Raw genomic sequence first — 14,622 nt, 5'->3', positions numbered from 1 at the left:
CCACCCGTCTTCACCTGCGCCTTCACCACAACCGGACCACCCAGTCGCTCCGCGACCGCCTGTACGCCCTCGGGGTTGTCCGCCACCTCGCCGGCCAGTACCGGGACGCCATGCGCGGCGAAGACGTCCCTTGCCTGGTACTCGTAGAGATCCAATTCAGCCAACCTTTCTCGCCGTCGTGCCGGTGTGTCGCAACCGACATCGAAGTTGAGCTGAGCATACAGTATTCTGTATGCAGAAGCGAGGTTTGCGGGAGCCTACCGCCGTAAATCCTCCGAGGAGGCAACAAGTGAAAACGAGGCCGATGTCACTCCCTGTAGTGATAGGCATCACCGGGAATGGGTATATCGCTCATTGTATGCTGTAGGCAGTCGACCAATAGCCGACGCACGTGGCCTGGTGACCGAAAGGCCGCCCGACTTTTGGAGTAGATCATGCCGTCGACCGAGTTGCCGCAGCAGGCGTCTGCACGCCGTATCGATCGACCGGTTCCGCTGCGTGAGCGTGTTTACGCGGCCATGCAGGAACTGATCATCTCGCGGCAGCTCGCGCCTGGGCAGCACCTCGTGGAGAGCGAGCTCGCGGAGATGCTCGGCGTGTCCCGCCAGCCGATCCGCGAAGCGCTGCAGCTGCTCAACTCCGAGGGCTGGGTGGACCTTCGCCCCGGCTACGGCGCCTTCGTGCACGCGCCGACGGAGACGGAGGTCGACCAGCTGCTGGCCGTACGTGCGGTACTCGAGGGCGAGTCGGCCCGGCTCGCGGCGCAGCAGGTGGACAGCGAGGGGGTTGCCCGCCTCCGCAAGCTCTGTGCCGAGGGCGAGGCTGCCCTCGCCTCGGACGACATCGACGGCATGGTCGCCGCCAACGCGGAGCTGCACCGTTGCGTCACCGAACTGTCCGGCAACCGGGTACTGCTGGACTTCGTGTCGCAGGTGGACCGGCGGGTGCGGTGGTACTACACGCCGATCGCCCGCAACCGCGGTCACCAGTCCTGGGCCGAGCACGGCAGGTTGGTCGACGCCATCGAGCGGGGCGACGCGGATACGGCGTCCCGGATCATGCGGGAGCACACGGAACGCACGCGCCAGTCCTACCTCGAGCAGCGCGAGCAGAACCCGGAGCAGGACGAGCAGCCCGCGCAGGTGCGCTCGCGCCGGCGCCGGGCCGCGCCCCGCGTCTAGCGGTTCCCTTTCTCTTTCCGCTCCCGGCCCCGGCAACGAAGCACGGGCCGTGAGCCGGTGCTGCCCGCCCACGGGACTTGCCGGCGATCGCCGGTGGGACATGGAAATAAAGCATGTCAACAAGGAGGTGAATGAATGATGAGCACCTGGAAGAAGGTCCTGAAGTTCCTCACGGACGAGCCCCGCGGCTTCAACGCCGACGGCCGCTCGCTCGGCCTGGGACTCGCGACGGCCCAGGCCGAGGCCCAGCAGCGGGCCACCGCGGAGGTCGAGGACTTCCTGCGGAGCCGTGCCGCCGAGCCGCGGACGACCACGTCGTCCTGAGAGCCCGGCGGGCCCTCAGGACGACGTGCCGAGGGGTCGTGAGGGCTGAGCTGCCGATGACGCCGGCTCAGTCCACCCTCGCTTCGGTCACGTCCTCCTCCTCGACTCCCGGCTCGTCGGCCGCGCGACGGGCGTCCTTGCGGGACTTGGCGAGGCTGGCGACGGTGGTGATCGCGAGGGTGCCCACGATCACGGCCAGCGAGGCCAGGATCGGGATCTCCGGAGCCCAGGAGACCCCGTGGTGGTGCAGGGTCTCGGAGATCAGCTTCAGGCCGATGAAGCCGAGCACCACGGCGAGGCCCACGCTCAGGTAGACCAGCCGGTCGAGCAGGCCGCCGAGCAGGAAGAACAACTGCCGCAGGCCCATCAGCGCGAACGCGTTCGCGGTGAACACCAGGTAGGGCTCCTTGGTGAGACCGAAGATCGCGGGAATGGAGTCCAGTGCGAACAACAGGTCCGTGGTCCCGATCGCGATCATGACGATGAGCATCGGCGTGACGAGGCGCCTGCCGTCCACCTTCGTGGTCAGCGCCGCGCCGTTGTAGGAGTCGGTGGCCGGCAGGAACCGTTTGGCCACCCGGAGCACGGCGTTCTCCTTGAACTCGTCCTCGTCGGCGTCGGAGTGCATCAGCAACTTCCAGGCCGTGTAGATCAGGAAGGCGCCGAACACGTAGAACAACCAGTCGAACCGCGAGATGGCCTCGGCGCCGACGGCGATGAAGAGACCGCGCAGCAGCAGGGCGATCACGATACCGATCAGCAGCACCTTCTGCCGGTACTCCCTGGGAACCACGAAGCTCGACATGATGATGACGAACACGAACAGGTTGTCCACCGACAGCGAGTACTCGGTGATCCACCCGGCGAAGAACTCGCCGCCGTACTGCGCTCCGGCGAACGCGAGCACGCCGAAGCCGAACAGCACGGCGAGCGACACGTAGCACGACACCCAGATGGCGCACTCGCGCATCGAGGGATGCCGTGGGTTGCGCGACACCAGGTAGAAGTCGAAACACAGCAAGGCACCGAGGCCGGCGACGGTCACCAGCCATGCCCACACGGGAACGTTCATCGTCGCTTGTCTCCAGGATCGTCAGCGGTGATCAGCGTTGTGTGGCTTTACTCCGGGCGGTCTGATCTCCTTTGCGGGCTTGGCGACGCGCCTCCTTGGCCCGGTAGAGCTGTGTCGCATGCTCGACATAGGCCTCGTAGATGTCCTTGGCCGCGGGGTTGCGGTCGGTGATCCGGTACCACCAGCGTGGTGCGATGCGCTCGTGCAGCCACAGGAAGCCGATGGCGAAGCCCGCACTGACGATCGCCTGGTAGGCGAGGAAACCGATCGGATCCGGAGGCAGTCCCGCCTCGCCGGTGAGAACCAGGCGGGCGAGTACCTCGTGCACCAGCCTGGCGATCGGGAAACCGGCGAGCCAGAACAGTGCCACCGGAGCGAAGGCGCCGATCCGTACCTTCCGGTAGACGAGCAGAATCCCGTACCCCGCACCGAAGATCGCGAGCGGGATACCCAGCGTCAGCATGCTCACCAGCGCCCAGCCGGCGGGCTGGCCGACGAGACCGGCCAGCCCGCCGGCGACCGCGCCGGCGATGAGTCCTACGACGAACCCGGGAAGGGCGAGTTCGGCGAGCCGGAGCAGGCGTGTCGTGTCCATCTAGCTCACGACCACGCCGAACCGGACGAGGCTGTAGAACAGCATGCCGAGGTAGAACACCGCACCGAAGCCGATGATCGCGTTCGTCCACCACTTCGGGCGGATCGGCTTGGGCAGCATCCGGTTGTTCACCAGCAGCAGCACGATGCAGTACGCACCCATGGCGAACGTGGACAGGAACGCGAGGATGTCGAGCACGCCCGCGGGACCGTCCGCCGGACCGAACAGCAGGATGAGAATACCGAAGATGATCACACCCCAGAGGAACCCTGCGTAGAGGTGCGACATCTTGAACCGGCGCGCGCCCTTGACGAAGAAGTACGTCATGTCCGCCTGTCCCCGGGAGAACGAGTCGAACAGGCCGAGCGTCGCGTTCAACCCGATCAGGGCGATGAAGCCGAAGAACAGGCCACCGAGCACCGGCCCGCCGACCGAGGCGAACGCATCGGACATCGCGCCGAGCGCCGCGTCCCGGTCGCCACCCTCGATCAGGGTCTTGACGTTCGGGTTCTCCCTGGCCGCCGACTGGGCCAGCACGGTGAACGAGACGGTCACCAGCATCGTGATGCCCCAGAAGAGCAGGAGCGCGTCGAAGGTCACCCAGCGCCGCCAGCCCTTCCACTTCCTCATCTCGTCGGCGTCGTCGGTGTCGAACATGAACCCGCGCGAGGGCATCGACTCCTCCTCGCCGGCGTGCCGCAGGCCCCGGACGCGCGGGATGTGCGCGCCCATGCCGGCCTGGCTGTCGCGCAGGTGCAGCGTGTACCACATCTGCTGCATCCCGGAGGGACCGGCGAACGCCACCGAGCCGACGATGATCGGGAACCAGGTGCTCGACATCGCCTCGGTCGGGAAGTAGCCGAAGGCGAACATGCCGGTGAGCGTGCTCGACAGGTCGGCCCAGCTGCCGACGAGCGAGGCGATGATCGCCGTGCCCACCACCAGCACGCCGATCAGGATCGACAGCACGTTCTCCAGCAGGTTGTAGATCACCTTCGCGAGGCTGAACACGATTCCCACGAGGACGAGACCGATACACGCCGTGACGAGCCAGGGAATGCCCGTTATCTCCTCGAACGCCGCGGCGCCCGCGGATAGGTGCCCTGGCCAGATATAGACCAGTATCGCCACCGCGAAGAAGAACCACATCATGGGTTTGAACACCCTGGCGGCACCCGCGAAGATGCTCTCGCCGGTGGCCATCGCGTACCGGGCCATCTCCAGCATGACCACGGCCTGCAGCGTGACGCCGACCAGGAACAGCCACCTGATCTCGGGGCCGAACACCAGTACGAGCCGCGGCCACATGTAGGACTCGCCCATACCGACACCGAGCGCGACCAGGAAGACCGTTGGCCCGAGCAGGTGGATAGCCGGTGGTGCGTCGGGCAGTTTGCGAATCGGCATGGGATCGAGCCCGCCGGCTCGCCACACCCGTTCAGTTTCGCCCGTCTCGGATCCGGCTTCACCGCCGGACGAGCCCGAAACGGGAACTTGCGAAGAATCCACCATTGGACCTCCAGTTTTCGATGTGGCAGTCCCCCTGGCGCTGCGTGTGCGAAGGGACGCCCGGCCTCCTTGCCGGGCGTCCCGGCCCCCTCAGCCGAGCAGGCCCGCCGCCCTCGCCCACTGGTACTTGGCGCCGAGCACCGCTACCGGTCGCTCGGTGGTGTAGGGGTATGCGATGACCCGGTGCTCGAACAGGTACTCGCTGGCTTTCTCGACCTCGGTGTCGCCGGCCAGCGACGCGACGACGGGTTTGTCGATGCCCTTGGCTCGTGCCTCCTCCACGACTCGTGCCGTGAGCTCCGCGAAGACCATCGGCGGAGTCACGATCGTGTGCCAGTAGCCCAGGATGAGGGCATGGATGCGGGGGTCCTCGAGCCCGAGCCGGATCGTGGCCTCGTAGGTTGACGGCGGCTCACCACCGGTGATGTCGATGGGGTTGCCCGCGGCGCCGAACGGCGGGATGTAGCGCCGGAACGACTCGTCCAGGTCCGGCGGGATGTCCATCAGCGACAGCCCGGCCTCGACGCAGGCGTCGGAGAGCAGCACGCCCGAGCCGCCTGCCCCGGTGATGATGACGACGTTCTCGCCGAGCGGCGTCGGCATCAGCGGCAGTCCCCTGGCGTACTCGAGCATCTCGTTGAGGCCGGGGGCGCGGACGACACCGGCCTGGCGAAGGATGTCGTCGTAGACCTTGTCGTCGCCGGCGAGCGCGCCGGTGTGCGAGCTCGCGGCCCGCGCGCCGAGCGCCGTGCGGCCGGCCTTGAGCACCACCACCGGCTTCTTCTGCGTCATCCGCTTGGCGGTCTCGACGAAGGCCCTGCCGTCCTTGAGGTCCTCGAGGTGCATGGCGACGGCCTGGGTGTTGTCGTCCTGCTCGAAGTAGGTGAGCAGGTCGTCCTCGTCCACGTCGGACTTGTTGCCGAGGCCGACGATGGCCGACACGCCCATCTTCGAGGTACGGGCGAAGCCAAGGATCGCCATGCCGATGCCACCGCTCTGCGAGGTGAGCGCGACCCCGCCCTTGACGTCGTAGGGCGTGCAGAACGTGGCACACAGGTTCTGCGGCGTGTAGTAGTAGCCGTAGATGTTCGGGCCGAGCATGCGGATGCCGTAGCGGTGCGCGATCTCGACGACCTCGTCCTGCAGCTCGTGGTTGCCGGTCTCGGCGAAGCCGGAGGGGATCATCACCGCGGCGGAGACGCCCTTCTCGCCGCATTCGGTGAGTGAGGCGGGCACGAACTTGGCCGGGATCGCGAACACCGCGACGTCCACCTCGCCGGGGATGTCGGTGACCGACGCGTAGGACTTGCGCCCGAGAACCGTGTCGGCCTTGGGGTTGATCGGGTGGATCTCGCCCGCGTAGCCGCCGTTGATCAAGTTCTTCATCACCGAGTTGCCGATCTTGCCCTCCTGCTCGGAGGCACCGACGACCGCGACCGAGCGCGGGTTCATCAGCCGCTGCATCACCCGCAGGATCTCCTCCTGCGGGATGCGGACGGGCTCGCTGACCTCGCCGGTCTCCACCAGGATCCGGATATCGGCGGCGCAGGCACCGTCGGCGCCCGCGAACACCGGGTTGAGGTCGAACTCGCGGATCTCCGGGAAGTCGGTGACCAGGGCCGACACCCGCTCGATCACCCCGGCCAGCGCGTCGGCGTCCGCAGGCTCGGCGCCCCGGGCTCCGCGCAGCACCTCGGCGGCCTTGATCCCGTCGATCATGGACCTGGCCTCGGCCCGGTCCAGCGGAGCGAGCCGGAAGGTGACGTCCTTGAGCACCTCCACCAGCACGCCACCGAGGCCGAAGGCGACGACCTTGCCGAATGTCGGGTCGGTGGTGGCGCCGATGATGACCTCGTGGCCGCCGCCGACCATCTGCTGTACCTGGACGCCGGTGATGGTGGCGGAGGCGTTGTACGCCTTGGCGTTGGCGACGATCTTTTCGAACGCCTCCCGCGCGGCGTCCGGACCCTCGACGCCGACGATGACTCCGCCGGCCTCGGTCTTGTGCAGGATATCCGGGGACACGATCTTGCAGGCGACCGCCTGGCCGATGTCCCCGGTCAGCGCGGCGGCCTCGTCGGCGGTGGTCGCCAGTCCTTCGCGCGGAGTGGGAATGCCGTAGGCGTCCGCGACCCGCTTGCCCTCGGGCGCAGTGAGCGCGTCCCTGCCCTCCGCACGGACCCTGTCCAGGACCTCCCGGACGGCGGCCTTGTCTGGGGCTTCCATTCCTCAGATCACTCCATTCGCTTTGAACTCCGTGTACTGCGCCTCGTCCAGGCCGAGCTCCCGCATGTAGAGGTCTTCGTTGTGCTCGCCGAGCAGCGGGGAGCGCTCCACGTCGACGGTCGAGTCCGACAGCTTTATCGGGCAGCCCACCGTCTTGAACTCGCCCCGCTTCGGATGGTCGACGTTCACCACCATGCCGTTGTCCGCCAGCGAGGTGTCCTCGATAATTTCCTTTGTGGACAGAACAGGGCCGCAAGGGATGTTGTGCTCGTTGAGCCGCGCGAGCACCTCCCACTTGCCGTGGCCGATGCTCCACTCCTCGATGAGCTGGAACATCTTGTCCAGCTTGTCGAGGCGTGCCTCGGGGGTGTTCCACTCCGGATCGTCGGCCAGCTCGGGCCTGCCGATCAGCTTGGTGATGGGCTCCCAGCCGACCGGTTGGACGATCACGTAGATGTAGTCGTTCGGCCCGCCCGGCGCGCACTTCACCGCCCAGCCCGGCTGGCCTCCGCCGGAGGCGTTGCCGGAGCGCGGCACCTCGTCGCCGAACTCCTCGTTGGGGTACTCGGCCAGCGGGCCGTGCTCCAGCCGCTGCTGGTCGCGCAGCTTGACCCGGCAGAGGTTCAGCACCGCGTGCTGCATCGCGACCGTGACCCGCTGGCCACGGCCGGTGTGCTCGCGCTGGTAGAGCGCCGCGAGGATCCCGGCGACCGCGTGCATGCCGGTGCCGGAGTCGCCGATCTGCGCACCCGTGGCCAGTGGCGGGCCGTCCTCGAAGCCGGTGGTGCTCATCGAGCCGCCCATCGCCTGCGCGACGACCTCGTAGGCCTTGAAGTGCGTGTACGGCCCTTCACCGAAGCCCTTGATCGACGCGTAGATCAGCCGCGGGTTGATCTCCTGCAGCCGCTCCCAGGTGAAGCCCATGCGGTCGACGGCGCCGGGCCCGAAATTCTCGGCCAGGATGTCGAACTTCGGCAGCATCTCGGTGAATATCCGCTTGCCCTCTTCGCTCTTCATGTTGAGCGTGACGCTGCGCTTGTTGCAGTTCAGCATCGTGAAGTAGAGGCTGTCCACATCGGGCAGATCGCGCAGCTGCTTACGGGTGATGTCACCGGTCGGCGCCTCGATCTTGACCACGTCCGCGCCCAGCCATGCGAGGATCTGCGTCGCGGACGGCCCGGACTGGACGTGGGTCATGTCGAGAACGCGAACACCCTCGAGTGCCTTTCCCATCGAGCACCGTCCTTACTTGTACATGGTCTGATTCATCGTTCCCGGCGCGTAGACCTCCGGGTCGACCCAGACGTTGATGAGTGAGGGCTTGCCGGACTCCCGCGCGCGCTCCAGTGCGGGCCGGATGTCGGCAGGGTCGCGGACGTCCTCGCCGTACCCGCCGAGCATCCGGGCGAACTCGCCGTAGGGGACGTCGCCGAGGGTGTTGCCCACCCGGCCGCGGTCGGCGCCGTACTTCTGGATCTGGCCGTACCGGATCTGGTTCATCGACGAGTTGTTGCCGACGATGCCGACGAACGGCAGATCGAAGCGGACCAGCGTCTCGAAGTCCCAGCCGGTGAGGCTGAGCGCGCCGTCCCCGAGCAGGCAGACGATCTCCTTGTCCGGCCGCGCGTACTTCGCCGCCATGACGAACGGGATGCCGACGCCGAGTGTCCCGAGTGGACCGGGGTCCATCCAGTGCCCCGGCGACTTCGGCTGCACCACCTGGCCGGAGAAGGTCACGATGTCGCCGCCGTCGCCGATGTAGATCGAGTCCTCGGTGAGGAACTCGTTGATCTCGTGCACCAGGCGGTACGGGTCGATCGGCGTGGAGTCGGAGTACTGGCGGGGCAGGCGCTTCTCGTAGGCCTGCGTCTCCACGGCCCGCAGCTCCTCCAGCCACGGCTTGCGGCCCACGGCGCCGTTGTCGACCCGGCCCGACGTGGCCTGGGTGACCGAGGAGAGGACGAGCCCGGCGTCGCCGACGATGCCGAGGTCGACGTCGCGGTTCTTGCCCACCGTGCGGTAGTCCAGGTCGATCTGGACCACCGTGGCGTCGGTGGAGAGCCGCTTGCCGTAGCCCATCCGGAAGTCGAACGGTGTGCCGACGATGATGATGAGATCGGCGTTCTGGAACGCGTAGCGGCGGGCGAGCTGCAGGTGATGCGGGTCCTTGGGCGCCAGTGTTCCGCGGCCCGAGCCGTTCATGAACGCCGGCACGTTGAGCGTGCGGACGAACTCGATGGCGGCGTCGGTCGCGCGGCACGTCCACACCTGGCTGCCCAGCAGCACGCACGGCTTCTCGGCCTGCACCACGAGGTCGGCCAGCCGCTCGATGGCCGCAGGGTCGCCCGCGCTGCGGGTCGAAGCGCGATAGGCTCCCGCCTTCGGGATCCGCGCCTTCTCCACCGGGACCTTGGCGTCGAGCACGTCACGGGGGATCTCCAGGAACGAGGGTCCCGGCGCGCCGTGGTAGCACTCGCGGAAGGCCATCGACACGATGTCCGCCGCCCGCTCGGTCGCGGGCACGCTCGCGGCGAACTTGGTGATCGGCGTCATCATGTCGACGTGCGGCAGGTCCTGGAGTGAGCCCATCTTGTGCTGGCTCAGCGACCCCTGGCCGCCGATCAGCAGCATCGGGCTCTCGGCGCGCAGCGCGTTCGCGACACCGGTCACCGCGTCCGTCGTGCCGGGACCCGCGGTGACCACGGCGCAGCCCGGCTTGCCGGTGATCCGGGCGTAGCCGTCGGCGGCGTGCGCCGCCACCTGCTCGTGCCGTACGTCGATCACGTCGATGCCCTCGTCGACGCAGCCGTCGTAGATGTCGATGATGTGGCCGCCGCACAGTGTGAAGATCACGTCGACGCCCTCTGCCTTGAGCGCTTTGGCTACCAGGTGCCCGCCGGAGATCAACTGAGGTTCGCCGTCGGTCGCCGCCAGCTCATTCGGCTGACCGGCGCTCTCCGGCTCTGTCTTGGCCGTCTGCCCCATGTGCGTCGTCATCTCCTTAGAACGTGGTGACCCGCGGTCAACACTTGTCAACACTGTGGCTACCGCATACTGCATACCATATGGAGTTATCGTGGACCTCGATCAACGCGTTGTCCAGAGGTCGGAACGGGCCCGTGCGGTTTCGCCGGGATCGCTAGTCCCCCCAGTCGATGCGGGGCCAGCGCTGGGTCAGTTCGCCGAGTCGTTGCGCGGCCTCGGCGGGTGAAAGCCCGTTCGCGACGGCCATTCCGACGAGGTAGACGGTGATGGGTGCCGCGGGCTTCGCCACGACCCGCCCCGCGTCGCGGGCCATGGCGAGGATCAGCCCGTGGTCGACGTGATCCGGGTCGAGGCCCAGATCGGAACACAGAATGGAAGTCCATTCCCGAAGGTCGTCCATTCTCGCCTCCCGGTCCGAACCCGTTGACCCGAGCCCGCCATACCGTATACTGCATACACAACGCTCGCAAGTAAATCCCCGCAGACGCGATCCGTCTCCCGGGCGTGAGCGCCCCATTCTCATCGAGCTGGCTTGAAGCGCTCAGAACACAAGACCGCCACAGACCGCCAGGAATGGAGTCAACGTGAAAGTTGCTGTTCTCGGTGCCGGCGCCATCGGCGCATATGTCGGCGCCAGCCTCCATCGCGCGGGAGTCGAGGTGTCTCTCATCGCCCGCGGTGCCCACCTGCAGGCGATCCGCGAGTCGGGTGTGCGGGTGGAGAGTCCGCGCGGCGACTTCGAGGCGCGGCCGCACGCCACGGACGACCCGGCCGAGGTCGGGCCGGTCGATCACATCTTCCTCGGCCTCAAGGCCAACCAGTACGCGAGCGCGGGACCGCTCGTCGCGCCGATGATGAAGGATGACACCTCGCTGATCGCGGCGCAGAACGGCATTCCCTGGTGGTACTTCCACGGCCTCACCGGTCCGTACGAGGGCAGGCGCATCGAGAGCGTCGACCCCGGCGGCGCCGTGAGTGCGGTGCTGCCGCCGGAGCGGGCCATCGGCTGCGTGGTCTACGCGGCCACCGAGATCGCCGCGCCCGGCGTCATCCGGCACCTGGAGGGCACCCGCCTGTCGATCGGGGAGCCGGACGGCAGCCTTTCCCGGCGCTGCACCGAGTTCGCCGACGCCATGATCGCCGGTGGCCTGAAATGCCCGGTGGAGGCGGACCTTCGCAACGACATCTGGGTCAAGCTGATGGGCAACATCGCGTTCAACCCGATCAGCGCGCTGGCGCGGGCCACGATGGCCGCCATCTGCCGGCACAGCGACACGCGCGCGCTCGTCGTCGAGATGATGCGGGAGACCCTCGATGTCGCGGCCGCGCTCGGTGTCCATCCGGACGTCTCGATCGAGCGCAGGCTCGCCGGCGCCGAACGTACCGGCGAGCACAAGACGTCCACCCTGCAGGATCTGGAGAGGGGCAAGCCGCTCGAGCTGGACGCGCTGCTCGCCGCCGTGGTGGAGCTGGCCGAGCTCGCCGAAGTCGCCGTGCCGACGCTTCGCGTGGTCAACGCCCTGACCGACCTGCTCAACGTGGGCGTCGGTGCGCCGCCCCCGGTCGCCGTGCCGGGAGGTGCTCGATGACCCTTGCGCTCAAGCCCGGTACCGAGTGGGCGAGCGTCTACGGCCGGGCGCGGGCCGCGGCGCCGGAGGCCTTCCACGACGACCGGCTGCTCAACTTCTGGGGCGGCCGCTGGCGGCGGGAGGGCGCTCCGGAGCCCGCCGTGTCGCCGATCGACGGCACCGAGATCGCCGGCCCGCCGATGCTGGACGCCGTCGCGGCGGCGAAGGCGGTGAGGGCGAGCCTCAACGAGCACCGCACGTGGTCGTTCGCCTCGCTGGCCGAACGCAGGGCACGCGTCGGCGCCGCCGCCGACGACCTGGCCGAGCACCGGGAGCTGCTCGCCCTGCTGCTCGTCTGGGAGATCGGCAAGACGTGGCGGTCGGCCACGGCCGACGTCGACCGCTGCGTCGACGGCGTGCGCTGGTACTGCGAGCACATCGACGGGATGCTCGCCGGGCGCACGCCGCTGCCCGGGCCGGTCAGCAACATCGCCAGCTGGAACTACCCGATGAGCGTGCTGATGCACGCCATGCTGGTGCAGGCGCTGGCCGGGAACGCGGCGATCGCCAAGGCGCCGACCGACGGCGGGGTCGGCTGCCTGACCCTGGCCACGGCGCTGGCCGCCCGCCACGGGGTCCCGCTCACGCTCGTCAGCGGCAGCGGCTCCGAGCTGTCCGCTCCGCTCGTCCGCTCGGACATCATCGGCTGCCTCTCCTTCGTCGGCGGCCGCAACACCGGCGGTGCGGTCGCGGCGGACCTGGTCGAGTCGAGCACCCGCCACGTGCTCGAGCAGGAGGGGCTCAACTGCTGGGGCGTCTGGGAGTACAGCGACTGGCCGACGCTGGCGGAACACGTCCGCAGGTCGTTCGAGTACGGCAAGCAGCGCTGTACCGCCTATCCCCGCTACGTCGTGCAGCGGGCACTGTTCGACGAGTTCCTCGCCGCCTACCTGCCCGCCGTCGGTGAGGTGTCGGTCGGCCACCCGCTTGCCGTCACCGCGCCGTCGGACCCGTTGCCGGAGCTCGACTTCGGCCCGCTCATCAGCGATGCGAAGGCCAAGGACCTGCGCGACACGGTCGACGACGCGATCAGCAGGGGCGGGGTGCCGATCCATCGCGGCGAGCTCGATCCCGGCCGCTTCCTGCCGGGGCAGCAGAGATCGGCGTACTTCGCGCCGGTGGCGATCCTCGAACCGCCCGCGTCGTCTCCGCTGCACCACGCGGAGCCGTTCGGCCCGGTGGACACGATCGTGCTCGTCGACACCGAGGCGGAGCTGCTGTCAGCCATGAACGCCAGCAACGGCGCGCTGGTGGCCTCCATCGCGTGCGACGACGAGTCGACCGCGCAGCGGCTGGCCGCCGACCTGCAGGCGTTCAAGGTGGGCATCAACCGGCCGCGTTCGCGCGGCGACCGCGACGAGGTGTTCGGCGGCAGGGGCGCGTCGTGGCGCGGTGCATTCGTCGGCGGCGAGCTGCTCGTGCACTCCGTCACGGTCGGCCCGCCCGGCGAGCGGCTGTACGGCAATTTTCCCTCGTACTCGCTCTATCCACCGACCTGACTGTCCCGCCNTGGCGCGGTGCATTCGTCGGCGGCGAGCTGCTCGTGCACTCCGTCACGGTCGGCCCGCCCGGCGAGCGGCTGTACGGCAATTTTCCCTCGTACTCGCTCTATCCACCGACCTGACTGTCCCGCCCTCGTGAGTGCGGAGACGAGTTCTAACTCGTCTCCGCACTCACGAGCTAGCGGTCGGCGATGGCCTTCTCGGCGGCGTCCAGCCACTCCCGCCACTGCGCGGCCTGCTCGTCGGCCTTCTTCGCCCTGCGCTCGTCCCCGGCGGCGCGCGCCTTGGCCGCCTGCGACTCGAACTGCTCGACCCGCTCGCGGAACTGCTCGGCCCGCGCCTGCGCCTCGGGATCGGTGCGCCGCCACTTCGAGTCCTCCGCCGAGCGCACCCGGTCCTGCACGGTCTTGAGCCTGCCGTCGAGCTCCCGGATGCGCTCACGCGGCACCTTGCCGATCTCGTCCCAGCGCTCCTGGATCTTGCGCAGCTGTGACTTCGCCGCGTCGAGGTTGGCCGCGGGGTCGATCTTCTCCGCCTCGGTGAGCAGCTCCTCCTTGCGGGCGGCGTTCTCGGCGAACTCCGCGTCCCGTTCGGAGAACGCCGCCGAGCGCCGGGCGAAGAACGCGTCCTGCGCGGCCCGGAACCGCTGCCACAGTGCGTCGTCGGTGTCCTTGGGCGCCCGGCCGGCGGCTTTCCACTCCGCCATCAGTTCCTTGTACCGGCCCGCGGTGGGGCCCCAGTCGGTGGAGTCGGAGATCGCCTCCGCCTCCTCGATCAGCTCCTCCTTGCGGCGCTTGGCCACCGCGCGCTGCTTGTCCAGCTCGGCGAAGTGCGAGCCGCGGCGGCGGTTGAAGCCCTCCCGCGCCTTCGAGAACCGCTTCCACAGCTCGTCGTCGGTCTTGCGGTCGACGCCCTTGATCGTCTTCCACTCGTCCAGGATCGCCCGCAGCCGGTCACCCGCGGCCTTCCACTGGGTGGACTCCGCGGCGATCGTCTCGGCCTCCTCCGCCAGCTCCCGCTTGCGCTCGATCGCCTGCGCACGCGCCTGCTCGCGCTGCTCCTTGACCTGCTCCAGCGCGCGCTCCGCGTGCCCGATGACATGCTCGACCCGTGCCCGCAGTGCCCGCAGATCCCCGACGACGGCCGCGTCGGCGAGCCCGTCGCGCAGGTGGACGGCGCTGGCGAGGGCCTGCTTGGGATCGCCCGCGCCCGAGGTCAGCCGGGTCTCCAGCAGCTCGACCTCGGTACGCAGGTCGTCGAAGCGCCGGGCGAAGTGCACAAGGCCCTCGTCGGGCGAACCGGCCTGCCAGACCCCGACCACACGCTCGCCGTCCTCGGTGCGCACGTACACAGTGCCCTCGCTGTCGATCCGGCCCCAGCGCGACGGGTGCGGTTCGGCGGCCGGTACCGGGGGTGCGGCGTGCGCCGCGCCGGCGGTACCGGCCGCGGCGTGGGGCACCTTGTGCGGGGCCGGGACGTCGGTGCCGTTCGGGGTGTTCTGCTCGGCCATTGCCGGCTCCTTCTCACCAGTCGGCCCGCGGGGGCGGGCGCCCCGCGGGCGGGCGGGGCCGGGTCTTGCGTGTTCGGTTTCCTGGGCGCA

General features: G+C 68.7%; 13 protein-coding genes. 4 read left to right on the top strand and 9 right to left on the bottom strand.

Annotation, left to right across the window (positions count from 1 at the left end; translation table 11 throughout):
* Nucleotides 1-155: ATP-grasp domain-containing protein (locus tag JAP66_RS20430; RefSeq protein WP_199433419.1), on the bottom strand; the 155-nt coding region annotated here is incomplete at its 3' end.
* Nucleotides 156-434: 279 nt separating this feature from the next.
* Between JAP66_RS20430 and JAP66_RS20425 the strand changes: the two genes are divergently transcribed.
* Together JAP66_RS20425 and JAP66_RS20420 are read left to right on the top strand one after the other, a co-directional pair.
* Entirely contained in the window at nucleotides 435-1,181 is a 747-nt protein-coding gene (locus tag JAP66_RS20425) for a GntR family transcriptional regulator (protein ID WP_199433397.1), read from the top strand.
* A 135-nt stretch (nucleotides 1,182-1,316) separates the two neighbouring features.
* Complete coding sequence (locus JAP66_RS20420; RefSeq protein ID WP_235999169.1) at nucleotides 1,317-1,505, top strand: hypothetical protein; 189 nt, start codon at nucleotides 1,317-1,319, stop codon at nucleotides 1,503-1,505.
* 67 nt (nucleotides 1,506-1,572) lie between these two features.
* Here JAP66_RS20420 and JAP66_RS20415 read toward each other — a convergent pair whose 3' ends face one another.
* From JAP66_RS20415 to JAP66_RS20385, 7 genes are all read right to left on the bottom strand, one after another.
* Entirely contained in the window at nucleotides 1,573-2,577 is a 1,005-nt protein-coding gene (locus JAP66_RS20415) for a TerC family protein (protein WP_199433396.1), read from the bottom strand.
* 31 nt (nucleotides 2,578-2,608) lie between these two features.
* Nucleotides 2,609-3,172 carry a hypothetical protein gene (locus JAP66_RS20410; RefSeq protein WP_199433395.1) on the bottom strand — a complete coding sequence of 188 codons (564 nt, stop codon included), beginning with the start codon at nucleotides 3,170-3,172 and terminating at the stop codon, nucleotides 2,609-2,611.
* The gene (locus tag JAP66_RS20405) at nucleotides 3,173-4,579 is read right to left on the bottom strand and encodes an Nramp family divalent metal transporter (RefSeq protein WP_235999168.1); all 1,407 of its coding nucleotides are present in this window, start codon (nucleotides 4,577-4,579) and stop codon (nucleotides 3,173-3,175) included.
* A 192-nt stretch (nucleotides 4,580-4,771) separates the two neighbouring features.
* The gene (locus tag JAP66_RS20400) at nucleotides 4,772-6,907 is read right to left on the bottom strand and encodes an acetate--CoA ligase family protein (RefSeq protein ID WP_199433393.1); all 2,136 of its coding nucleotides are present in this window, start codon (nucleotides 6,905-6,907) and stop codon (nucleotides 4,772-4,774) included.
* A 3-nt stretch (nucleotides 6,908-6,910) separates the two neighbouring features.
* Nucleotides 6,911-8,140 (bottom strand): formyl-CoA transferase, encoded by a 1,230-nt coding sequence (frc, locus tag JAP66_RS20395; protein ID WP_199433392.1) that lies wholly within the window; start codon nucleotides 8,138-8,140, stop codon nucleotides 6,911-6,913.
* 12 nt (nucleotides 8,141-8,152) lie between these two features.
* Nucleotides 8,153-9,892: a thiamine pyrophosphate-binding protein gene (locus tag JAP66_RS20390; protein ID WP_199433417.1), complete on the bottom strand. Its 1,740-nt coding sequence runs from the start codon at nucleotides 9,890-9,892 to the stop codon at nucleotides 8,153-8,155.
* A 154-nt stretch (nucleotides 9,893-10,046) separates the two neighbouring features.
* Complete coding sequence (locus tag JAP66_RS20385) at nucleotides 10,047-10,292, bottom strand: DUF6457 domain-containing protein (protein ID WP_199433391.1); 246 nt, start codon at nucleotides 10,290-10,292, stop codon at nucleotides 10,047-10,049.
* Nucleotides 10,293-10,476: 184 nt separating this feature from the next.
* Between JAP66_RS20385 and JAP66_RS20380 the strand changes: the two genes are divergently transcribed.
* Nucleotides 10,477-11,481: a 2-dehydropantoate 2-reductase gene (locus JAP66_RS20380; protein ID WP_199433390.1), complete on the top strand. Its 1,005-nt coding sequence runs from the start codon at nucleotides 10,477-10,479 to the stop codon at nucleotides 11,479-11,481.
* Nucleotides 11,478-13,019: an aldehyde dehydrogenase family protein gene (locus tag JAP66_RS20375; RefSeq protein ID WP_199433389.1), complete on the top strand. Its 1,542-nt coding sequence runs from the start codon at nucleotides 11,478-11,480 to the stop codon at nucleotides 13,017-13,019. The genes JAP66_RS20380 and JAP66_RS20375 overlap by 4 nt, the downstream gene beginning before the upstream one ends.
* 181 nt (nucleotides 13,020-13,200) lie before the next feature.
* On the opposite strand, the gene JAP66_RS20370 is transcribed toward JAP66_RS20375, so the two are convergent.
* Nucleotides 13,201-14,532 carry a DUF349 domain-containing protein gene (locus JAP66_RS20370; protein WP_199433388.1) on the bottom strand — a complete coding sequence of 444 codons (1,332 nt, stop codon included), beginning with the start codon at nucleotides 14,530-14,532 and terminating at the stop codon, nucleotides 13,201-13,203.
* Nucleotides 14,533-14,622: the final 90 nt, after the last annotated feature.

It is taken from the genome of Qaidamihabitans albus (assembly GCF_016464705.1).
GTDB lineage: Bacteria > Actinomycetota > Actinomycetes > Mycobacteriales > Pseudonocardiaceae > Qaidamihabitans > Qaidamihabitans albus.
Note: the sequence above shows the minus strand (reverse complement) of the source record. Positions and strands in the feature narration are given on the sequence as shown.